This window comes from Mycobacterium sp. 852002-51971_SCH5477799-a (genome assembly GCF_001667145.1).
Lineage (GTDB): Bacteria > Actinomycetota > Actinomycetes > Mycobacteriales > Mycobacteriaceae > Mycobacterium.
In genome coordinates, this window is the sequence record NZ_LZIF01000118.1 from 154907 (window position 1) to 174937 (window position 20031).

Annotated in this window: 20 protein-coding genes; 8 read left to right on the top strand and 12 right to left on the bottom strand. The window is 67.8% G+C overall.

Translation table 11 applies throughout. From position 1 onward, the window contains the following. Nucleotides 1-2: 2 nt before the first annotated feature. Complete coding sequence (locus tag A5753_RS21430; RefSeq protein WP_067133041.1) at nt 3-338, bottom strand: hypothetical protein; 336 nt, start codon at nt 336-338, stop codon at nt 3-5. Then, nucleotides 335-1696, bottom strand: a complete 1362-nt coding sequence (locus A5753_RS21435) for a replication-associated recombination protein A (RefSeq protein WP_067133045.1) — start codon at nt 1694-1696, stop codon at nt 335-337. The genes A5753_RS21430 and A5753_RS21435 overlap by 4 nt, the downstream gene beginning before the upstream one ends. Before the next feature lie 111 nt (nt 1697-1807). Here A5753_RS21435 and A5753_RS21440 point away from each other — a divergent pair, with 111 nt between their 5' ends. Next, on the top strand, nt 1808-2743 hold the full coding sequence (locus A5753_RS21440; protein ID WP_067133049.1) for a hypothetical protein: 936 nt from the start codon (nt 1808-1810) through the stop codon (nt 2741-2743). Nucleotides 2744-2812: 69 nt separating this feature from the next. Further along, nucleotides 2813-5446 carry a circularly permuted type 2 ATP-grasp protein gene (locus A5753_RS21445; RefSeq protein WP_067133052.1) on the top strand — a complete coding sequence of 878 codons (2634 nt, stop codon included), beginning with the start codon at nt 2813-2815 and terminating at the stop codon, nt 5444-5446. Between the two features lie 22 nt (nt 5447-5468). Here the strand turns inward: A5753_RS21445 and A5753_RS21450 are convergent, their stop codons facing one another. Genes A5753_RS21450 through A5753_RS21460 form a run of 3 tightly spaced genes read right to left on the bottom strand, consistent with a single transcriptional unit; the run spans nt 5469 to nt 8189 of the window. Further along, complete coding sequence (locus tag A5753_RS21450; RefSeq protein ID WP_067133055.1) at nt 5469-6149, bottom strand: DUF6629 family protein; 681 nt, start codon at nt 6147-6149, stop codon at nt 5469-5471. Between the two features lie 56 nt (nt 6150-6205). Beyond that, on the bottom strand, nt 6206-7261 hold the full coding sequence (locus tag A5753_RS21455) for a putative zinc-binding metallopeptidase (RefSeq protein ID WP_067133058.1): 1056 nt from the start codon (nt 7259-7261) through the stop codon (nt 6206-6208). Then, entirely contained in the window at nt 7254-8189 is a 936-nt protein-coding gene (locus A5753_RS21460) for a transglutaminase family protein (protein ID WP_067133062.1), read from the bottom strand. The genes A5753_RS21455 and A5753_RS21460 overlap by 8 nt, the downstream gene beginning before the upstream one ends. A 127-nt stretch (nt 8190-8316) precedes the next feature. Here A5753_RS21460 and A5753_RS21465 point away from each other — a divergent pair, with 127 nt between their 5' ends. Next, nucleotides 8317-8706, top strand: coding sequence for an MmcQ/YjbR family DNA-binding protein (locus A5753_RS21465; protein ID WP_067133182.1), 390 nt, complete (start codon nt 8317-8319; stop codon nt 8704-8706). Between the two features lie 5 nt (nt 8707-8711). Here the strand turns inward: A5753_RS21465 and A5753_RS21470 are convergent, their stop codons facing one another. From A5753_RS21470 to aspS, 3 genes are read right to left on the bottom strand one after another with little or no spacing between them, the layout of a single operon-like run. Beyond that, nucleotides 8712-9791, bottom strand: a complete 1080-nt coding sequence (locus tag A5753_RS21470) for an aromatic acid exporter family protein (protein WP_067133065.1) — start codon at nt 9789-9791, stop codon at nt 8712-8714. A gap of 3 nt (nt 9792-9794) precedes the next feature. Next, nucleotides 9795-10226: a nitroreductase family deazaflavin-dependent oxidoreductase gene (locus A5753_RS21475; RefSeq protein WP_067133068.1), complete on the bottom strand. Its 432-nt coding sequence runs from the start codon at nt 10224-10226 to the stop codon at nt 9795-9797. After that, nucleotides 10223-11998, bottom strand: coding sequence for an aspartate--tRNA ligase (gene aspS / locus A5753_RS21480; RefSeq protein WP_067133071.1), 1776 nt, complete (start codon nt 11996-11998; stop codon nt 10223-10225). The genes A5753_RS21475 and aspS overlap by 4 nt, the downstream gene beginning before the upstream one ends. Nucleotides 11999-12060: 62 nt before the next feature. Here aspS and A5753_RS21485 point away from each other — a divergent pair, with 62 nt between their 5' ends. The 3 genes from A5753_RS21485 to A5753_RS21495 are packed head-to-tail and all read left to right on the top strand — an operon-like array spanning nt 12061 to nt 14355. Then, entirely contained in the window at nt 12061-12960 is a 900-nt protein-coding gene (locus A5753_RS21485) for an oxidoreductase (RefSeq protein ID WP_197694767.1), read from the top strand. A 9-nt stretch (nt 12961-12969) separates the two neighbouring features. Continuing rightward, on the top strand, nt 12970-13467 hold the full coding sequence (locus A5753_RS21490) for an SRPBCC family protein (protein ID WP_067133077.1): 498 nt from the start codon (nt 12970-12972) through the stop codon (nt 13465-13467). Nucleotides 13468-13476: 9 nt separating this feature from the next. Continuing rightward, entirely contained in the window at nt 13477-14355 is an 879-nt protein-coding gene (locus A5753_RS21495; RefSeq protein ID WP_067133081.1) for a neutral zinc metallopeptidase, read from the top strand. Between the two features lie 5 nt (nt 14356-14360). Here the strand turns inward: A5753_RS21495 and A5753_RS21500 are convergent, their stop codons facing one another. Both A5753_RS21500 and A5753_RS21505 read right to left on the bottom strand, forming a co-directional pair. After that, a complete protein-coding gene (locus tag A5753_RS21500; RefSeq protein ID WP_067133083.1) occupies nt 14361-15242 on the bottom strand; it encodes a dihydrodipicolinate synthase family protein in 882 nt (293 codons plus the stop codon). A 37-nt stretch (nt 15243-15279) separates the two neighbouring features. Further along, entirely contained in the window at nt 15280-16065 is a 786-nt protein-coding gene (locus tag A5753_RS21505; protein WP_067133087.1) for an aldolase, read from the bottom strand. A gap of 72 nt (nt 16066-16137) precedes the next feature. Between A5753_RS21505 and A5753_RS21510 the strand changes: the two genes are divergently transcribed. Then, the gene (locus tag A5753_RS21510; protein ID WP_067133091.1) at nt 16138-16674 is read left to right on the top strand and encodes a helix-turn-helix domain-containing protein; all 537 of its coding nucleotides are present in this window, start codon (nt 16138-16140) and stop codon (nt 16672-16674) included. Nucleotides 16675-16756: 82 nt separating this feature from the next. Here A5753_RS21510 and A5753_RS21515 read toward each other — a convergent pair whose 3' ends face one another. After that, the gene (locus A5753_RS21515) at nt 16757-17188 is read right to left on the bottom strand and encodes a hypothetical protein (protein WP_067133094.1); all 432 of its coding nucleotides are present in this window, start codon (nt 17186-17188) and stop codon (nt 16757-16759) included. 88 nt (nt 17189-17276) lie between these two features. Between A5753_RS21515 and A5753_RS21520 the strand changes: the two genes are divergently transcribed. Next, a complete protein-coding gene (locus A5753_RS21520; protein WP_067133098.1) occupies nt 17277-18878 on the top strand; it encodes a fibronectin type III domain-containing protein in 1602 nt (533 codons plus the stop codon). An 11-nt stretch (nt 18879-18889) separates the two neighbouring features. On the opposite strand, the gene A5753_RS21525 is transcribed toward A5753_RS21520, so the two are convergent. Continuing rightward, complete coding sequence (locus A5753_RS21525) at nt 18890-19918, bottom strand: Rv2578c family radical SAM protein (RefSeq protein ID WP_067133101.1); 1029 nt, start codon at nt 19916-19918, stop codon at nt 18890-18892. Nucleotides 19919-20031 lie beyond the last annotated feature (113 nt).

Sequence of the window (20031 nt, forward strand, 5' to 3'; positions counted from 1 at the left end):
CGTCAGCGCAGCGCGTCGCCGGGGAATCCGCGGCAGGCGTGCACCTCGTAGGTGAAGACCCCCGCGGCGACCCCGGGGTCGTCGGCCATGATGGCCGTGGTGTCCTCGACCGTCGCCGCGAACACCCCGATGCCGCAGACGTCGGATTCGTCGCTGACCGGCAGGACCACGGCGAGCACGCCGTCGTCGCGCAGCCCGAAATTGCGCCGGCCGTGCTCCCAGATGACGCCGACTGACGACTCGTCGACGAACCTCGGGCCGCGCTTGAGGATGACGACGCTGTAGGCCTTGGCGGTGGGCAGCAGCCGGCGCATCTCTTCGTCGGTGAAGGTTTTCATGACGGTTTCCTCTTGTTGCGGATGATCGCGCGCAGCCGGTCCAGCCGGCCGGCCATTTCGCGTTCGCCGCCGCGGCCGGTGGGCCGGTAGTAGTCGACACCGACCAGTTCGTCGGGTGGATATTGTTGCGCGACAACGCCATCCGGGTGGTCGTGGGAGTACTGGTAGCCCTGTGCGTTGCCCAGCCCCGCCGCGCCCGAATAGTGCCCGTCGCGCAGATGCGGCGGAACCAGTCCGGCTTTGCCGGCCCTGATGTCGGCCATCGCCGCACCCAGCGCCGTGGTAACCGCGTTCGACTTCGGCGCGCTGGCCAGATAGATCGTGCAGTGCGCCAGGGTGAGCTGCGCCTCGGGCATGCCGATCAGCGCCACCGTCTGTGCGGCCGCAACCGCGAGCTGCAGCGCGGCCGGGTCGGCCATGCCGATGTCCTCGCTGGCCAGGATCATCAGCCGGCGCGCGACGAACCGGGGGTCCTCGCCGGCGACCAGCATGCGGGCCAGGTAGTGCAGCGCGGCGTCGACGTCCGAGCCGCGGATCGACTTGATGAAGGCGCTGATGACGTCGTAGTGCTGGTCGCCGTCGCGGTCGTAGCGCACCGCGGCCTCGTCCAGGGACTGCTCAACGGCTGCGACGGTCAGCTCGCCGTCGGGCTCGACCGCCTCGGCGGCGACCTCCAGCGCGGTCAACGCGCGGCGGGCGTCGCCGGCGGCCAGCCGCACCACCAGGTCGACGGCCTCGGGCGCGACGGTGACCTGACCGCCCAGCCCGCGCGGGTCCTCGATCGCGCGCCGCACCACGGTGCGGATGTCGTCGGCGCTCAGCGGCCGCAGCTGCAGGATCAGCGAGCGCGACAACAGCGGCGCCACCACCGAGAAGCTCGGGTTCTCCGTGGTTGCCGCCACGAGGAGCACCACCCGGTTCTCCACCGCGGACAACAGCGCGTCCTGCTGGGTCTTGGAGAACCGATGTACCTCGTCGATGAACAGCACCGTCTGCTCCCCGGACAGCAGCGCCCGGCGCGCGGTGTCGATCACGGCCCGAACGTCTTTGACGCCGGCCGACAGGGCCGACAGCGCCTCGAACCGGCGGCCGGTCGCCTGCGAGATCAGCGCGGCAAGCGTCGTCTTACCGCTGCCGGGCGGGCCGTACAGGATGGCCGACGCCACGCCCGAACCCTCGACCAGGCGGCGCAGCGGGGATCCGGGCGCCAACAGATGGTCCTGCCCGACCACCTCGTCCAGCGATGCCGGACGCATCCGGACCGCCAGCGGTGCGCCGCCCGACACGCCCAGCCCGTGATCGCTTGACTGCGACGGGCCGGGCAGGTCAAACAGACCGTCGGACACGGCTTCAGGCATACCACGAAGCCGCGACACGGCGGCGACTCATATGGCGGGGTCTGCAAGCCCGTCGGATACTTGTTAAGTTCTGCGACGCATGCCCAGAACGTCGACGACGTAGGAGCGGCCATGAGCCAACCCCCGGAGTACCCCGGCAATCCGATCGGCCCGCAAGGCAATCCTGAGCCCTCCGGTTACCCGCCCCCCGGATACGGGCCACCTCCCGGCTCCGCGCCGCCGCCCGGATACGGGCCACCACCCGGCTCCGCGCCGCCCCCCGGATATGGGCCACCACCGGGTTACGGTCCACCCCAACAGCCCGGCTACCCGCCGCCGGGCTACGGCGGCCCGCAACGGTTCAGCATCAGCGAAGCCTTCTCCTGGGCGTTCAACAAGTTCGGTAAGAACGCCGTGCCGCTGATCGTTGCGTTGCTGGTGTACGCCGTGGTCGGGCTGATCCTTTACGCCCTGGTCTTCGTGCTGTTGGGCGGGGGCGACGCGACGACGAGCAACGCCGACGGAAACTATGGCGCATCGTTTGCGGGGAGCGTGGGCGGCGTCGGCGCGATCGTCCTGCAGATCGTGATTTTCGTCTACACCATTTTCGTCCAGGCGGCGTTCCTGTCGGGCGCCCTCGACATAGCCGACGCCCGGCCGGTGACCGTCAGTTCCTTCTTCAAGCCGCGCCACTTCGGCAACGCGCTGCTGGCCGCGGCACTGCTCAGCGTGATCAGCGCGGCCCTGGACGCGGTGTCGCTGATCCCGCCGACGATTCTCTTCAACTTGGTGGCGCTGTTGGCGGTTGCGGTCTTCAGCTTCTTCGCGCTATTCACCATCGCCTTCGCGACGGATCGCGACCTGCCCCCGATCGAGGCGCTGAAGGCAAGCTTCACCACGGTCCGCTCCGACATCGGCAGCACCTTGCTGTCGTGGCTGGTGCAGTTCGCGATCGTGCTGGTCGGTGCCCTTCTCTGCCTGGTCGGGCTCGTCGTCGCCGCCCCGGTAGCGCTGTTGATCCAGGTCTACACCTACCGCCGGCTGTCCGGCGGATCGGTCGCGCCGTGAGTCCCCTGACTGCCGCCGTCAACTGAGCCGGCCCCGCTGCCTCAGTCGGGTTACCAGGCCGGCCCGCAAATGACATTCGCCACCGGTGCACCATCAGGGCCCGGCACCGTGCGCTATGACGCGGATCGCCTGCTGGCCGGATACCGCGCCGCGCGGGCCCAGGAGGCGCTCTTCGATCTGCGGCACGGTCCGGCAAGCGGCTATGACGAATTCCTCGACCGGGACGGCAACGTACGACCGGCATGGGGCGAGCTGGCCGACGCCATGGCGGAGCGGGGCCGCGCCGGGCTGGACCGGCTGCGCTCGGTGGTGCACGACCTCATCGACAACGATGGCATCACCTACACCGACGTCGAGCTCGACGGTCGCGGCCAGGAGCCCAGGCCCTGGCAGCTGGACACGCTGCCGATCGTGCTGTCCGCGGCCGACTGGGAGGTGCTCGAGACCGGCCTGCTGCAACGGTCGCGGGTTCTCGACGCCGTGCTGGCCGACCTGTACGGGCCGCGCAGCCTGCTCACCGAAGGGGTCCTTCCCCCCGAGCTGCTGTTCGGCCATCCCGGGTACGTGCGCGCGGCCAATGGAATCGAAATCCCCGGGCGCCACCAGCTTTTCATGCACGCCTGCGATGTCAGCCGGCGCCCGGACAGCACTTTCGTCGTCAACGGCGACCACACCCAGGCGCCCTCGGGGGCCGGGTACGCGCTGGCCGACCGGCGCGTGGTCGCGCACTCGCTTCCCGACCTCTACGAGCGAATCGCGCCGCGCCCGGCGACACCGTTCGCGCAGGCGCTGCGACTGGCGCTGATCGACGCCGCACCCGATGACGCCCAGGATCCCGTGGTGGTGGTGCTGTCCCCGGGTAGCTACTCGGAGACCGCATTCGACCAGGCCTATCTGGCCACCCTGCTGGGTTTCCCGATGGTGGAAAGCGCCGACCTGGTGGTGCGCGACGGCATGTTGTGGATGCGCTCGCTGGGCACCTTGAAGCGCGTCGACGTCGTCCTGCGCCGGGTCGACGCAGACTACACGGACCCGCTGGATCTGCGCGCCGACTCCCGGCTCGGGGTGGCCGGACTGGTGGAGGCGCAGCGCCGCGGGACCGTGACCGTGGTCAACACGCTGGGCAGCGGCATCCTGGAAAACCCTGGGCTGCTGCGTTTCCTGCCCCCGATGGCCGAGCACCTGCTGTCGGAAACGCTGCAGCTGCCCACCACCGAAATGTATTGGGGCGGCATCGCGAGCGAACGCTCACACCTGCTGGCGAATCTGCCTTCGTTATTGATGAAGTCCACCATCGGCGAGAAAACCCTTGTCGGACCGGCACTTTCGTCTCACCAGCTGACGGACTTAGCGGCCCGCATCGAGCAGATGCCGTGGCAGTGGATCGGCCAGGAGCTGCCGCAATTCTCGTCCGTGCCGACCGACCATGCCGGCGTGTTGTCCTCGGCGGGCGTCGGCATCCGGTTGTTCACCGTTGCCCAGCGCGGCGGCTACGCGCCGATGATCGGCGGCATCGGTTACGTGGTGACCCCCGGAGCCGGCGCGTATACACTGAAAACAATTGCGGCAAAAGATGTCTGGGTGCGGCCCACCGAGCGGGCGCGGGCCGAGGCGATCAGTCTTCCGGCGCCGGAGCCGCCGGCGAAGACGGCCGCGGGCACCTGGGGCGTCAGCTCCCCGCGCGTCCTGTCCGACCTGTTCTGGATCGGCCGCTACGGTGAGCGCGCGGAAAGCATGGCGCGGCTGCTGATCGTCGCGCGCGATCGGTTCCACGTCTACCGCCACCACCAGCACAGCGAGGAGAGCGAGTGCGTGCCGGTGCTGATGACCGCGCTGGGGCGAATCACCGGAACGGCCGACGGCGACGGTGACCACGCCGAGATGATCGCCGTTGCCCCTTCCACGCTGTGGTCACTCACCGTCGATCCGCACCGGCCCGGCTCTCTGGTCCAGTCGGTGGAGGGGTTGGCACTGGCCGCGCGGGCGGTGCGCGACCAGATGTCCAACGACACCTGGATGGTGCTTGCCGCGGTGGAGCGTGCGTTGGCGCTGGAAAGCGATCCGCCGCAATCACTTTCGGAGGCCGACGCCTTGCTCACCGGAGCCCAGACCCAGACGCTGGCGGCCATGCTGACTCTTTCGGGAGTGGCCAACGAGTCGATGGTGCGCGACGTGGGCTGGACGATGATGGACATCGGCAAACGGATCGAACGCGCGCTGTGGCTGACGGCGCTGCTGCAGGCCACACTCACCGTCGTCCGCAACGCCGCGGCCGAACAGACCGTCATCGAATCCACCCTGGTGGCGTGCGAGTCCTCGGTCATCTACCGGCGCCGCACCGTGGGCAAGATCAGCGTGGCCGCCATGGCCGAGCTCATGCTGTTCGACGCGCAGAACCCGCGGTCGCTGCTGTACCAGCTGGAGCGGCTGCGGATCAATCTCAAGGACCTGCCCGGCTCGTCGGGATCGACGCGCCCGGAACGGTTGGTCGACGAGATCGGCACGATGTTGCGGCGGTCCCACCCCGCCGAGCTCGAACGGGTCAGCGACGACGGCCGGCGTGCCGAGTTGGCGGAGCTGCTCGCGTCGGTGCACGGCGAACTGCGCGACCTGGCAGAAGTCATCACCACTACCCAGCTGGCGTTGCCCGGTGGTATGCAACCGATTTGGGGTCCCGACGAACGACGCGTGATGCCGGCCTAGTTTCGTTCTCTGCCATCATCTCTCACACGTTCGATGCCGCGTGGTCCGCGGTGAGGCCGTGGTAGCGGTGCGGATCGGGCAGTCGCCGTCGCCGCACCATGTGCACCAGTGCCAGGACCGACAGCGCGGCGGCGTAGATACACCACAGTGACGCGAAGGCGTGCACGTACAGGACGGCGACCACGATGAGCCCCACCAGGTTGGCGAACCCGAACACCACGATGGAGCGATAGCCCGACAACAGTGCCGGGCCGATGACGGCGATGACGTAGAGCACCGCCCACACGTAGCCGCCGTGAACGCCGATCTGGTATTGCAGCGCATGGGGGCCCTTCGTCACTTCGACCGGTTCGGTGAGCACGACGACAGCCAGATAGGCCGACACGACGGTGCCCAGCACCGCGAACGGCGCCACCCGCAGCCGGGCACCGCGCGGTTCCAGCATCAGGATCGCCCACGGGACCAGCGCGGGAAGCAGCGGCAGCGCGATGAAAACATATGCGCGTGTGGCCAAGTGGACCAGCCCCGGCGAGAAGAAGCCGTCGGGCCACACGGCCGCCTCGATGAACTGGTGGACCGCGAACACCGTCGGCAACAACGCAAATGGCACCTCGCGCCAGTGCCTCACCTCGCGCAGGGTCGCCACGGCGACCGGGACGAGGGCGGTGCCCACCACCAGATCCGCTGTGATCGAAAAGCACATCGTCGCAGAGTTCCCGTTCGTGCCGCCGCGAATCGGGCTTTGGCCCCGAGAGCGACTCAGCCGGCCACCGAGGCGGGGCCGCGCGACTCCGAGGTCACCTCGTCGACCACGGTGTGGATGAACTTCATCTTCTGCAGCACCGCGGCCGGGAGCACGAACGGGTACAGGTCGTCGTGGCCCATCGATCGGTTCACCATGTTCAGCGACCATGACAGCGGCAGCCACATGTCGATGATCGTCTGAAAAGCGCTGGGGCCCAACGCGGGCCGGTCGAAGGTGGCCGACGCCGGGGCCAGTCCGCACCACGCCGAGGTGTCCAGCGTGTCACGGATGTGCAGGTAGTGGGCGAACGTCTCGGCCCAGTCCTCGGCGGGATGCATGGTGGCATAGGACGATACGAACTGCTCCTGCCAGCCCTGGGGAGCGCCCTCGCTGTAGTGACGATCGAGCGCCGCCTGATAGTCGGCTTCGTGGTCGCCGAACAGCTCGTTGAACCGCTCCACGTAATCGGTGAACCCTGCGACCAGCCGGTAGTAGTAGTAGTGCCCGATCTCGTGGCGGAAGTGACCCAGCACGGTCCGGTACGGCTCGTCCATCTCGACCCGCAACTGCTCGCGGTGCGCGTCGTCGCCCTCGGCCAAGTCGATGGTGATGACGCCGTTCTCGTGCCCGGTCATCACCTGCTCGTGCGCGCTGGACAGCAACCGGAAGGCCAGCCCGTAATCGGGATCCCTATCACGCCCGACGATCGGCAGCTTCAGCTCGTGTAGCTCGGCGATCAGCCTGCGTTTGCCCGCCTCGGCTCTGGCGAACTCGGCCATCCCGGTGGTGTCGGCGTCGTTGGGCCGTTCGATCGTCAACGCGCACGATGGGCACAGCAGCCGGGGGTTGTTGACGGGCACCAGCCAATTGCATTCGGCGAGTAGTAGATTGGCGCACAGCTGATACTCGCTCGCGCGCACGAAGCCGGCGTGCTCACCGGTATCGCCGTCCGAGATCACCAGCAACGCCATCTGGTCGAGCGAAAACCCCAGCGCGCTACCGCAATTGAGACAGGTGGAGTTCTCGAAGGTCAGGCGCTGCCCGCAGTTGGGGCAGGTGAAGTCACGCATACAGCACATCGCCTTCGAAGGGCACCACGTCGACGGCGACGTCGATCGCGCTGTGTTCCGAGTTGGTGTAGATGATGCCCCGCAGCGGCGGGACGTCCGCGTAGTCGCGGCCCCGGCCCACGACGATATAGCGCTCGTCGACCATCTGGTCGTTGGTGGGATCAAGCCCCAACCACTCGAAGCGACCGGGCTGCTGCGGAGTCCACACCGCTGCCCAGGCGTGGGTGGCGTCGATGCCGATCATCCGATCCTTTCCGGGTGGCGGGGCGGTGGCCAGATATCCGGACACGTAACTAGCCGCCAACCCGTTGGCTCTCAGGCAGGCGATCGCCAGCCTGGCAAAGTCTTGACATACCCCTTCGCGCGCTGCGAGAACCTCGTTGACTCCGGTGGAAATCGTCGTCGACCCCGATCGGTAGGTGAAGTCGGTGAAGATGCGCGACGTCAAATCGCGCAGCACTTCGATCAGGGGACGCCCGGGGGTGAAGCTGGGCGCCGCGTAGTCGCGGACGTCGTCGGTGATCTCCGGCGGATTCAGGTCCAGCGTGAACTCGGTCGCCAAGGCCGCGCTGGGTTCGGTGGGCCGGGCCGCCTCCCACGGCTGGGCCGCTGAGGTGTGGGAATCCGGGCGGGGCGGATAGACGTCGACGATGGAATCGCTGATCACCTTCAGGGTGCGGTGCGGCTCGGTCACGTGGAAATAGGAGCTGGTGTTGCCATAGCTGTCCATGCTGGTGGAGCTGTCGGCCGGGGCCGGCTCGATGATCAGCTGATGCGCGACGCAGCGCTGCCGCAGCGAGTCGCGCGGCGTGAGAAACCCGCGCCCGTACGAGCTGGTCACGATGTCGGAGTAGCGGTACTCGGTGCGGTGGGTCACCCGGTGTCGGCGGGCGGCCCCGGCCCCCGGTTCGCCTGGTTCTGCTAGCAAGCGCTTGTCCTCCTCACCGCTGATCTCATCACATGCATGACCCCTGGGCAGAGCCCGCGGAAGCCTTCGTCGCCCACCGTTTGCCAATCCGACGGCAATGGCGCCGACACGGGAGCACAATCGTGTTGTGGCCACCTGGGGCGAGGTCGCCCGCATCGTCGGTGAGCTGGCGCTCACCTCCGAGCCGTCACCGCACGACTGGCGGGTCGGCAAGAAATTGCTGGCCTGGGAGCGGCCGCTGCGGCCCTCCGAGCGCGAGGCGCTGGAGCGCAACGGCCCGCAGCCACCGCAGGGCGACATACTCGGGGTCCGGGTGTCCGATGAGGGCGTCAAGTTCGCGCTGATCGACGACGAGCCGGGGGTCTACTTCACCACCCCGCATTTCGACGGCTATCCCGCTGTGTTGGTCAACCTGGCCGAGATCTCGGTGCGCGATCTCGAGGATCTGATCACCGAGGCGTGGCTGACCCAGGCGCCGCGGAAATTGGTTCAGGAGTTTCTGGCCGAATCGCGGTGATGCGCTCAGACGTGCCGAAGGTCGATGACGCGCTGCAGGTCGTCGATGCAGGCGCTGACGACGTCGGCGAGGATCACCTGCGTCTTCTCGTGCGCCCCGGACTGCAACTCCGCGGCGTGATGACGCGCCGACGCCGCGTACGCGCATGCGCCGGCGGGATCGGAGTCGGCGAGTGCGGTCGCGGCCGCCAGCACCACCAGCACGCTGGGCACCGGATGCGGAAGGGCTTCGCGGCCGCCGTCTGCGATGGGATCGGGGCCGGGCGAGACCGCGCGGGCCAGTTGCAGCACCGAGCCGGCCAGCAGGGCCACGTGCACGGCCTGGTGATCTGCGGCCTCGATCGTGGTGCGCAGGCCCCAGCGGCGCGGCGCGATGGTGACGACATGGCGGGCCGTGGTGCGCGCCTCGAGCAACCCGCTGAGCTGTTCGTGCACCCGGTCGACGGCCGTCAGCGGCCAATCCGGCGGCGGGGCTTTGCGTCCGGCGGCGACGTCCGCGGCGCGCGCCAGGACGTCGTGCAGTACCCCGAGCACACCGACGCGGGCATTGCGCAGCACCGTCAGCGGGTCGGCGGGAAACAGCAAGACGGCGAAGACGATGGCCACGGCGCCGCCGATCAGCGCGTCGAAGATGCGTTCCAGGCCGACGCCGCCGTGGTACAGGGCAAGCACCAGAATCGCCGACACCACGGTCTGGTTGGCGAACATCATCCCGTGCCCGATGAAGCCGCCCCCGATGAACACCGCCGCGGCCAACGCCACCAGCGCGGCGACCGCGATGGGTAGCTCGCCGGGCCCGAGTAGGCCCTGCACCAGCGAACCGAGACCGATCCCCAGGGTCACCCCGATCATCATCTGAACGGCGCGTTGCGCCCGCAGCACATTGCTGGTCGACAACGACACCGCGGCGGCGATCGGCGCGAAGAACGGCTGCGGGTGATCCAGGACGTCGTGAGCCAGGTACCAGGACAGGCCCGCGGCCACCGCGGTCTGCACCAGGTTGAACCACACCACCCGCAGCCGCTTGCTGCCCGCGCGCGCGGCGGCGAGAACCAGCGATGGCACCGCTCGCCGCGAACCGCCCACCGGCTAGGTCCGGTTTAACTCGAACAGCGGAATCACCCGGGTGGTCTTGGCCTGGTACTCGGCGAAGCCGGGAGCAACGGCGGTGATCTTGTCGAAGAGCGCGGCCCGCTCGTCGGCAGGAAGCTCGTGGGCGGCGACGTCGTACGAGTCGGTGCCGATCTCCACGCGCGCCTGCGGATCAGCGCGCAGGTTGTGTACCCAGGCCGGGCTGACGGGGGCGCCGGCGAAGGAGCCGATGATGATGAGCTTGCCGTCGACGCGGAAATAGGCCAGCGGCGATACCCGCGGCTCACCGGATTTCGCGCCGGTCGTATGGAGCAACAGCAGGTTGGCGCCCTCGAACTGGCCGCCGACCTTGCCGTCGTTGGCGCGGAACTCGTCGATGATGCTCTTGTTGAATGCGTTGACGGTCTCGGCGTCAGGGGTATCGGTCATGCCCTGTGAACCTTTTCGGGCTTGGCGTCTATTCCGGACTCCTTGCGCTGCTGGGCGGTGATCGGCGCCGGCGCTTCGGTGAGCGGGTCGACGCCGCCACCGGTCTTCGGGAAGGCGATGACCTCACGGATGGAGTCGACCCGGGACAGCAGCGCGTTGATCCGGTCCCAGCCGAACGCGATGCCACCGTGCGGGGGTGCGCCAAAGGTGAAGGCCTCCAACAGGAATCCGAATTTCTCCTCGGCCTCGGCGTGATCCAGGCCCATCACCGCGAACACCCGCTCCTGGATGTCGCGGCGGTGGATACGTATCGATCCGCCGCCGATCTCGTTGCCGTTGCAGACGATGTCGTAGGCGTCGGCGAGCACGTTGCCGGTGTCGGTCTCGATGGCGTCCTCATGCCCGGGCTTGGGTGAGGTGAACGCGTGGTGCACGGCGGTCCACGCCCCCGACCCGACGGCCACGTCCCCGGCGGCGGTCGCGTCGTCGGCGGGTTCGAACAGCGGCGGGTCCACCACCCAGACGAACGCCCAGGTGTCGGGGTCGATCAGGTCCAGCCGGTGGGCGATCTCGCCGCGGGCGGCCCCCAGCAGCGCGCGGGAGGGCTTGGCCGGGCCCGCCGAGAAGAAGACGCAGTCCCCCCGCTTCGCCCCGACGTGCGTGGCCAGCCCATCGCGTTCCGCATCGGAGAGGTTCTTGGCCACCGGACCACCCAGCGTGCCGTCGTCGGCGATCAGGACGTAGGCCAGCCCGCGGTGGCCGCGCTGTTTGGCCCACTCCTGCCAGCCGTCCAGCGTGCGCCGCGGCTGCGATGCCCCGCCGGGCATCACCACGGCACCGACATAGGGCGCCTGGAAAACACGAAATGTGGTGTCTTTGAAGAACTCTGTGCAGTCGACGAGCTCGAGCCCGAAGCGCATGTCGGGCTTGTCGGAGCCGAACCGTCGCATCGCGTCGGCGTAGCTGATCCGCGGAATCGGCGTCGGGATCCGGTAGCCGATCAACGCCCACAGCGCGACCAGGATCTCCTCGGAGATCGCGATGATGTCCTCGGCGTCGACGAAGCTCAGCTCCATGTCGAGCTGGGTGAACTCGGGCTGGCGGTCGGCGCGGAAGTCCTCGTCGCGGTAGCAGCGGGCGATCTGGTAGTAGCGCTCCATCCCGGCCACCATGAGCAGCTGCTTGAACAGCTGCGGGCTCTGCGGCAGGGCGTAAAACGAGCCTGGATGCAGTCGGGATGGCACCAGGAAGTCGCGGGCCCCTTCCGGGGTGGAGCGGGTGATGGTCGGGGTTTCGATCTCGACGAAATCGTGTTGCGCGAGCACCGACCGCGCGGCGGCATTCACGTTGGAGCGCAGGCGAATTGCCGTGGCCGGACCGTCACGGCGCAAGTCCAGGTAGCGATACTTCAGCCGCAGCTCCTCGCCGGCGGGTTCGTCGAGCTGGAACGGCAGCGGGGCGCTCTCCCCCAGCACCGTCAGCGAGGTGGCGTTGATCTCGATGTCACCGGTGGTGATTTCGGGGTTGGCGTTGCCCTCTGGGCGGATCTCGACGACACCGGTGACGGCGACACAGAATTCGGCGCGCAGCCGGTGCGCCTGGGCCAATACATCGTTCTCGCGAAACACCACCTGGGCGATCCCGGAGGCGTCGCGCAGGTCGATGAAGATGACGCCGCCGTGGTCGCGGCGGCGGGCCACCCAGCCCGCCAGCGTCACCTGCTGCCCGGCGTCGCTACTCCTCAGCGAACCCGCGGCATGACTGCGCAGCACAAAACACTCCTCTTCACCTGGGTTGAACGAGTGCCCAGTCTAAAGGAGGTAATTTCGGTGGCATCGCCACAGACGCTGCTACCAATATCGCCCTGGTCGGTCCCGGCGCCGTCGGCACGACGGTCGCCGCGCTGCTGTACCGGGCGGGCCATTCGGTCATGATGTGCGGCCGCACCCCGCGCGACGCCATCGAACTGCGGCCGGACGGATCGGATCCGATCGTTGTTCCCGGGCCGGTGCGCACCGATCCCACCGAGGTGACCGGGTCGGTGGACATGGTGCTGCTGGCCGTCAAGGCCACCCAGAACGACTCGGCGGCCGGCTGGCTGGCCAGGCTGTGCGACGTCCACACCATCGTCGTGGTGCTGCAAAACGGCGTGGAGCAGGTCGAGCAGGTGCAGCCGCACTGCCCGCGCTCGCCCGTCATCCCCGGGATCGTGTGGTACTCGGCCGAGACCCACCCCGACGGCTGGGTGCGATTGCGCACCGAGGCGGCCCTGGTCCTGCCCAGCGGGCCGTCCGGGGAGACCGTCGCCGAACTGCTGCGCGGCGCCGGTTGCCGGGTGGACTGCGACCCCGACATCATCACCGCGGCCTGGCACAAGCTGCTCACCAACGCGTTGGCCGGGTTGATGGCGCTGGCGCGGAGGCGGTCCGGGATGTTTCGCCGCGACGACGTCGCCGCGCTGTCGCGCCGCTACGTCGCCGAGTGCCTGGCCGTCGCGCGGGCCGAGGGCGCTCGGCTGGCCGACGGGGTGGTCGACGAGTTGGTCGACATGTTCGGCAACGTTGCCGAAGACCTGAGCACGTCGATCCTCACCGACGCGGAACACCGGCGCCCGATGGAATGGGACGTCCGCAACGGCGTGATCATTCGCAAGGGCCGGGTCCACGGGCTGGCCACGCCGATCAGCGACGTCGTAGTGCCCTTGCTGGCCGCGGCCAGCGACGGCCCCGGCTAAGTTATTGTCATGTTCCCCTGCGAACGCGTCGATACCAGCTTCACCGACACCGCACCTTTCCGGTTCAGCAACAGCGTCGACCTGGCGATCACGCCCGAGCAGCTGTTCGAGGTGCTTTCCGATGCCCAGTCCTGGCCGCGGTGGGCGAAGGTGATCACGAAGGTGACCTGGACCAGCCCCGAGCCGCGCGGCGTCGGGACCACCCGCGTCGTCGAGATGCGCGGCGGCCTCGTCGGCAACGAAGAATTCCTCGCCTGGGAACCGTTCACGCACATGGCATTTCGGTTCAACGAATGCTCGACCCGATCCGTGGCGGCATTCGCCGAGGATTACCGGGTCGAGGTCATCCCCGGTGGCTGCCGACTGACGTGGACGATGGCCCAGAAACCGGCCGGCCCGGCGAAGCTGGCGATGGTCGTGGTGGGCCCCCTGCTGAACCTGGCGCTGCGACGCTACCTGCGCAACCTGCGCAGGTACACCGATTCCCTTGCGACCCGGCAACATTAGGAGAGTGTCATGACCTTCAACGAGGGCATGCAGATCGACACCAGCACGGCATCCTCGTCCGGCGGGGGCGGGATGGGAATGGCCGTCGGAGGTGGTGGCCTCGGGCTGCTCATCCTCATCGGGGCGCTGTTTTTCGGCGTCGACCCCGGTCGCGTCATGAACTCCCAGCAGACGAACACCGGCGGGTACTCGGCGCCGGGCTTCGATCTGAGCCAGTGCAGAACAGGCGCCGACGCCAACAAGTACGTGCAATGCCGCGTGGTCGCCACGGGCAACTCGGTGGACGCGGTGTGGCATCAGCTGATGCCGGGTTACACCCGCCCCCACGTCCGGCTGTTCAGCGACCAGGTGAGCACCGGGTGCGGACCGGCCACCACCGACGTAGGGCCGTTCTACTGCCCGGTGGACCAGACGGCGTACTTCGACACGAGCTTCTTTCAGGATGTGCTCGTCAAGCAGCTGCATTCCAGCAATGGGGCTTTTGCACAGGAGTACGTCGTCGCCCACGAATACGGTCATCACGTGCAGCAACTGCAAGGCACCCTGGGCCGCTCCCAGCAGGGAGCCAAAGGCGCCGGCGGCAACGGCGTACGCACCGAGCTGCAGGCAGACTGCTACGCCGGTGTCTGGGCGCACTACGCCGCCACGGTCAACCAGAAGGACGGCACGCCGTTCCTGAATCCGTTGAGCGACGACGACATTCGCGACGCGCTATCGGCTGCCGCATCGGTCGGCGACGACCGGATCCAGAAACAGGCAACCGGGCATGTCAACCGCGAAAGCTGGACCCACGGCTCGGCCGAGCAGCGCCAGCATTGGTTCACTGTCGGCTATCAGACCGGTGATCCGAAGCAGTGCGACACCTTCTCCGCGCCCGACTTGGGCTAGCCGTTTCAGGCCAGCAGGTCCTGTAACTCGGCGCGGCGCTGCTCGTCGAGTGGCAACAGCGGTGCGCGCGGGTCGCCGACCGGGAAATCGAGCAGCTCCAGGCCGGCCTTCACGGTGGTGGCCAGCCCGCCGGCGACGATGAAAGTGAGCAGCGGGTTGAGGTCGTCGTAGAGCTTTTGCGCGGTGTCCAGGTCTTGCGCAAGCACCGCCTCGTACAGGTCGATGCAGGGCTGCGGCCGCAAATTCGGTGCGGCCGTGCACCATCCGGACGCTCCGGCCTTCAGCGCGTCGAGCACCAGCGGGTTGCTGCCGTTGTAGAAGGGCAGCCGATTGCCGGACAGTTCGGCGATGCGCTGCATGCGGGTCAGGTCGCCGGTGGATTCCTTCACCATGGTGACGTTGTCGATGCTTTCGAACATGCGCACCAACAGTTCGGGGGGCATGTCGACACCGCTGGTGGCCGGGTTGTTGTAGGCCATGATCGGGATGGAGATGGCGTCACTGATGCTGCGGTAATGCTGGAAGATCTCGCGCTCGGTGAGCTTCCAGTAGGACACCGGCAGAATCATCACCGCGTCGGCCCCGGCCTGCTGCGCGTACCGGGCGCGCCGAATTGTCTTGGCGGTGGTCACATCTGACACCCCGACGATCGCCGGGACACGGCCGGCGACGGTGGCGATGGTGGTGTCGACGACGGTGTCGAATTCGGGTTCCTCGAGGTAGGCCAGTTCGCCCGTGCTGCCCAGCGGTGCGATCGCGTGAACATCGGCCGACACCAGCCGCTCGACCAGCGCGGCCAGCCTTTCGGTGTCGATACCCTTCTCGGAGAACGGAGTCACCGGATAGGCGATGATGCCGTGGATCGGGGGCTCAGACGGTTGCGCCACAGAGGTCTCCTCGGATTACGGTTGGCGGATAACGGGTTCAGCTGGCCAGCACGTCGGGGTGCCGGGCCAGGGCGCGCCGGGCGTAGTAGGCGAAGTTGGCCCTGCTGCGCTGCGGTGACAGCGTCCAGTCGTGGGCTTCGCGGGCCAGCTCTTCGGGCAGTTCCCTGACCGCGCCGGCGGACATGGCGGCCAGCTGCAGCTTGGCGGCACGCTCGATGAGGATTCCCAACGAACATGCCTCCTCGACGCTGGCACCGGCGATGACGTGGCCGTGGTGCGCGAGCAGCACAGCCTTCTTGTCGCCGAGGGCGGCGCTGATGATCTCGCCCTCTTCGTTGCCGACGGGCACGCCCGGCCACTTCGGCAAGAACGCGCAGTCGTCGTAGAACGGCGTGGTGTCCATGTGGGAGACGATCAGCGGGACTTCCAGCATCGACAGCGCCGCGACGTGAAACGCGTGGGTGTGCACGATGCATTGCACGTCGGGCCGGACGCGATAGATCCAGCTGTGAAATCGGTTGGCGGGATTGGCGATTCCGTCCCCGTCGAGAACATTGAGGTCCTCGTCGACCAAAAGCAGGTTGTCGTCGGTGATCTCGTCGAACCCCAGGCCCAGCCGCTGGGTGTAGTAGGTGCCGTCTGCCTCGGCGCGGGCGGTGATCTGCCCGGCCAGCCCCGCGTCATGCCCGGCGTCGAACAACGCCCGACACGTCAAAGCCAGCTTCTGGCGCGTGGTCAATTGCGAAACGGCGACGTTAGCGGTCAACTGCTCGGCAGCCCTGCGCATCAGATCGGACTTCGAATCGGTGAACGTGCTGGCCATAATCCGCTCCCTCGACGATATGACACAATGGTAGCACTGTAGGAAACCTTGTGTCATGAGAGGGGGCCGCCCATGACCGCACTGCTGCGCGCGGTCCGCAAGCAACGCGGCCTCACGCTCGAGGCGCTGGCCCAGCAGACCGGACTGACCAAGAGCTACCTGTCCAAGATCGAACGCCAACGCAGCACACCCTCGATCGCGGTGGCCCTCAAGGTCGCCAAGGCCCTCGATGTCGACGTCGGTCGGCTGTTCTCCGAGGACGCGGCGCAGGAGAAAATCATCGTCGAGCGTGCCACCGGCAGCGCCCCCGAGGGTGAGCGCTATCGGGTGCTCGCCTCGTCACTGCTGGGGAAGACGATGTCGCCGTTCGTGATTCGCCCGACGGAGCAGCTGGCCGACGATCCCCATCCCGAGCATGCCGGCCAGGAATTCATGTTCGTGCACGCCGGAACCATCGAATTCGATTACGGAGACCAGACATTCACGCTCGAGGCCGGCGACAGCGCTTATTTCGACGCCTCGGTCAGCCATAAGATCCGCGCCGTCGGCGCCGCTCGCGCCGAAGTCGTCGTCGTCGCGCACGCCGAACCCGGGAGCACACCGGCGTGAGCGCGACCGAGCTGTTTGACCGGCGTCGTCGCGACGGGCGAGACGGTGTTCGCCATCAGCGAACGCGGGCTGCTTACCCGGGCTAGGCCGCGCAGGTGACGGTGGTGGTCGCGTCCTGCTGCGCGATCACCTGGCCGTCCACGGCGATCTCGCAGTGGAACGAGGCCGGACCGTTGCCCGAATCCGGCCAGTGCAGCATGCCGCTGGCGCTGATCCTCGCCGTCTGGCTCGGGTTGGCCAGGGTGGCGGTGTAGGTAACCGGCGTTCCCGCGCTCAGCGGGGCCTGCACACTGGTCGTGAACTTCGACGGGTCCGCGTTGTAGGCCGCCTGGCTGGGCGGATCGGAATTCACGTAGTTGACGGTGGCGGTCAGATTGTTGGGGCTCGTCACCGTGTAGGTCACCTGGTGACCGGGCGGATCCGCATAGCTGGTCGCGGGCGTGAGCACCGCGCCCGCGGCCATTGCCAGCATCACCGCTGAGATCGCGCTCGCTGTCTTTTGCACGTTCGTCATATCGAAAACGCTACCGGATTCGTTAGCGGCGGTTCGTTGTTTATCGGCAGCTGTGCCCGCGGTTGGCCGGCTCCGGTATGAAGCAAGCATGAGCGATGAGCCGCATTCGGCACCGAAACGGGCCGGTGTCGCCGAAGCGCCGGTGACCCGCCGCCGCTTGCTGACGACCGGGGCGATCTCGGCCGCCCTGGGGGTGAGCCTCGGGGGCGGTGCCGTGCTGTTGGGATCCCGTCCGCAAGGCCCGATGGCCTGGCTGCAGCCCGATCGCCACGGCGCGCCACCAGTCGGCGGGCTGCACCTACAGTTCGGCAAGAACGCCGCCACCGAAGTGGTGGTGTCCTGGCACACCACCGACGCGGTCCGCAATCCGCGCGTCATGCTCGGGACGCCGACATCCGGCTTCGGCCGCACCGTCGCCGCGGAAACCCGTACCTACCGGGACGCGAAGTCGGGCACCGAGGTTCGCGTCAACCATGCGCGGCTGACCAACCTGACCCCCGACACCGACTACGTGTACGCGGCGCTGCACGAGGGCGCACAACCCGAGCAGGGCACCGTACGCACGGCACCCATAGGACGAAACCGACTGCGGTTCACCAGCTTCGGTGACCAGTCCACGCCGGCGCTGGCCAAGATGCCCGACGGCAGGTACGCCACCGACAACGTCGGCTCGCCGGCCGCCGCCGACACCACCATGGCGATCGAACGGATGGGGCCGCTGTTCAACCTGATCAATGGCGATCTGTGCTACGCCAACCTGGCCCAAGACCGGGTGCGCACCTGGTCGAACTGGTTCGAGAACAACACCCGCTCGGCGCGATACCGGCCCTGGATGCCGGCGGCCGGCAATCACGAGAACGAGTTGGGCAACGGGCCAATCGGTTACGGCGCCTACCAGGCCTACTTCGCGGTACCCGACTCCGGGTCGAGCCCGGAGACCCGCGGCATGTGGTACTCGTTCACCGCCGGCTCGGTGCGGGTGATCAGCCTGAGCAACGACGACGTCGCCTTCCAGGACGGCGGCAACTCCTATGTGCACGGCTACTCCGGCGGTGAGCAAAAACGCTGGCTTGCAAGCGAACTCGCGGCGGCTCGGCGAGACCCTGACATCGACTGGGTCGTGGTGTGCATGCACCAGACGGCGATCTCCACCGCCGACAAGACCAATGGCGCCGACCTGGGCATCCGCCAGGAATGGTTGCCACTGTTCGACCAGTACCAGGTCGATCTGGTGGTGTGCGGTCACGAACACCACTACGAGCGCTCACATCCGCTGCGCGGCACGCTGGGGACCGACACCCGCACTCCGGTACCCGTCGACACGCGCAACGATCTCATCGACGCCACACGGGGAACGGTGCATCTCGTCATCGGCGGGGGCGGCACCTCGGCACCGAGCAACGCGATGTTCTTCCCCGAGCCACGGTGCCGGGTGGTGACCGGTGTGGGCGCGTTCGACCCAGGGCTGCAACGCAAGGCTCCCATCTACGTCCTCGAGGATGCCCCATGGTCGGCGTTTCGCGACCGCGAAAACCCTTATGGCTTCGTGGCTTTCGACGTTGACCCGGGTCAGCCCGGGGGTAGCACCACGATCAAGGCGACGCACTACGCGCTGCGGGGTCCGTTCGGTGAAGTCGCCGTCATCGACGAATTCACGCTCACCAAGCCGCGCGCCGACAGGGTCGGCTAGCGCGGTTGCGCTCAAAACAACGTCGGCTGAACGGGTTCCGGCGCCGGCGCGACCGGGGCCGACTGCGAGAAGGGGCGATGATCGCCCGCCAGTCGATGCTTGGCGATCAGCGGTGCGACCCGTTCCCGCAACATGGCCCGATAATCCTGCGGCAAGTAGGCACCGCGCCGGTACAGTTCGCGATAGCGGCCGACCAGCTCGGGATGCGAGCGCGCCAGCCACCCCATGAACCATCCCCGGGTCGAACCGTGCAGATGCAGGCCGAAAACCGTGACGCTGCTGGCACCGGCCGCCGCGATCTGGCCGAGCAGCGCGTCAAGGTGCTCGACGGAATCTGTGAGGTGCGGCAGCACCGGCGCGACCATCACATGACAGTCCAGACCGGCGGCGCGGATGGCGCTGATCAGGCCCAGCCGGGCCTGCGGTGTGGGGGTACCGGGCTCGACGTCCTTGTGCAGCTCTGGGTCGCCGACGGCCAGCGACACCGCGACCGAGACCGGAACCTGCGCCGCGGCATCCGCGAGCAGCGGCAGGTCGCGGCGCAGCAGCGTGCCCTTGGTCAGGATCGACAGTGGCGTGCCCGACTCGGCCAGGGCGCCGATGATGCCGGGCATCAGCGTGTAGCGTCCCTCGGCCCGCTGGTACGGATCGGTGTTGGTGCCCAGGGCGACGGTCTCGCGCTGCCAGGATGGCCGCCGCAGCTCGCGGCGCAGCACCTCGACGACGTTGGTCTTGACGACAACCTGGGTGTCGAAGTCGTTGCCGCAGTCCAACTCCAGGTATTCGTGGGTGGGCCGGGCGAAGCAGTACCGGCAGGCGTGCGAGCAGCCGCGGTAACCGTTGACGGTATAGCGGAACGGCAACGCCGACGCGTTCGGCACCTTGTTCAGCGCGGACTTGCACACGACCTCGTGGAAGGTGATCCCGTCGAACTGCGGCGAGCGCACGCTGCGCAGGAAGCCGATGCGTTGCAGCCCTGGCAGCGCCCCGTCCTCGACCGGCTTCCCATTGACCGCGACGGCCTGATTCGCCCACCGCATACCCGCTATTCGAACATCAGTTCGAGCACTAGTCAAGCGCCGCGGCGGTGGGCGATCACGTCTTCGAACATAGATTCGGTTATCACAACGGGTACGGCATCCCCAACCGAACG

Bases quoted from the DNA above. Each gene is read 5' to 3' on its own strand.
- A5753_RS21430 (WP_067133041.1), bottom strand. From the start codon at position 338: ATGAAAACCTTCACCGACGAAGAGATGCGCCGGCTGCTGCCCACCGCC.
- A5753_RS21435 (WP_067133045.1), bottom strand. From the start codon at position 1,696: ATGCCTGAAGCCGTGTCCGACGGTCTGTTTGACCTGCCCGGCCCGTCG.
- A5753_RS21440 (WP_067133049.1), top strand. From the start codon at position 1,808: ATGAGCCAACCCCCGGAGTACCCCGGCAATCCGATCGGCCCGCAAGGC.
- A5753_RS21445 (WP_067133052.1), top strand. From the start codon at position 2,813: ATGACATTCGCCACCGGTGCACCATCAGGGCCCGGCACCGTGCGCTAT.
- A5753_RS21450 (WP_067133055.1), bottom strand. From the start codon at position 6,149: ATGTGCTTTTCGATCACAGCGGATCTGGTGGTGGGCACCGCCCTCGTC.
- A5753_RS21455 (WP_067133058.1), bottom strand. From the start codon at position 7,261: ATGCGTGACTTCACCTGCCCCAACTGCGGGCAGCGCCTGACCTTCGAG.
- A5753_RS21475 (WP_067133068.1), bottom strand. From the start codon at position 10,226: ATGACCGATACCCCTGACGCCGAGACCGTCAACGCATTCAACAAGAGC.
- A5753_RS21490 (WP_067133077.1), top strand. From the start codon at position 12,970: ATGTTCCCCTGCGAACGCGTCGATACCAGCTTCACCGACACCGCACCT.
- A5753_RS21495 (WP_067133081.1), top strand. From the start codon at position 13,477: ATGACCTTCAACGAGGGCATGCAGATCGACACCAGCACGGCATCCTCG.
- A5753_RS21505 (WP_067133087.1), bottom strand. From the start codon at position 16,065: ATGGCCAGCACGTTCACCGATTCGAAGTCCGATCTGATGCGCAGGGCT.
- A5753_RS21510 (WP_067133091.1), top strand. From the start codon at position 16,138: ATGACCGCACTGCTGCGCGCGGTCCGCAAGCAACGCGGCCTCACGCTC.
- A5753_RS21515 (WP_067133094.1), bottom strand. From the start codon at position 17,188: ATGACGAACGTGCAAAAGACAGCGAGCGCGATCTCAGCGGTGATGCTG.
- A5753_RS21520 (WP_067133098.1), top strand. From the start codon at position 17,277: ATGAGCGATGAGCCGCATTCGGCACCGAAACGGGCCGGTGTCGCCGAA.
- A5753_RS21525 (WP_067133101.1), bottom strand. From the start codon at position 19,918: ATGCGGTGGGCGAATCAGGCCGTCGCGGTCAATGGGAAGCCGGTCGAG.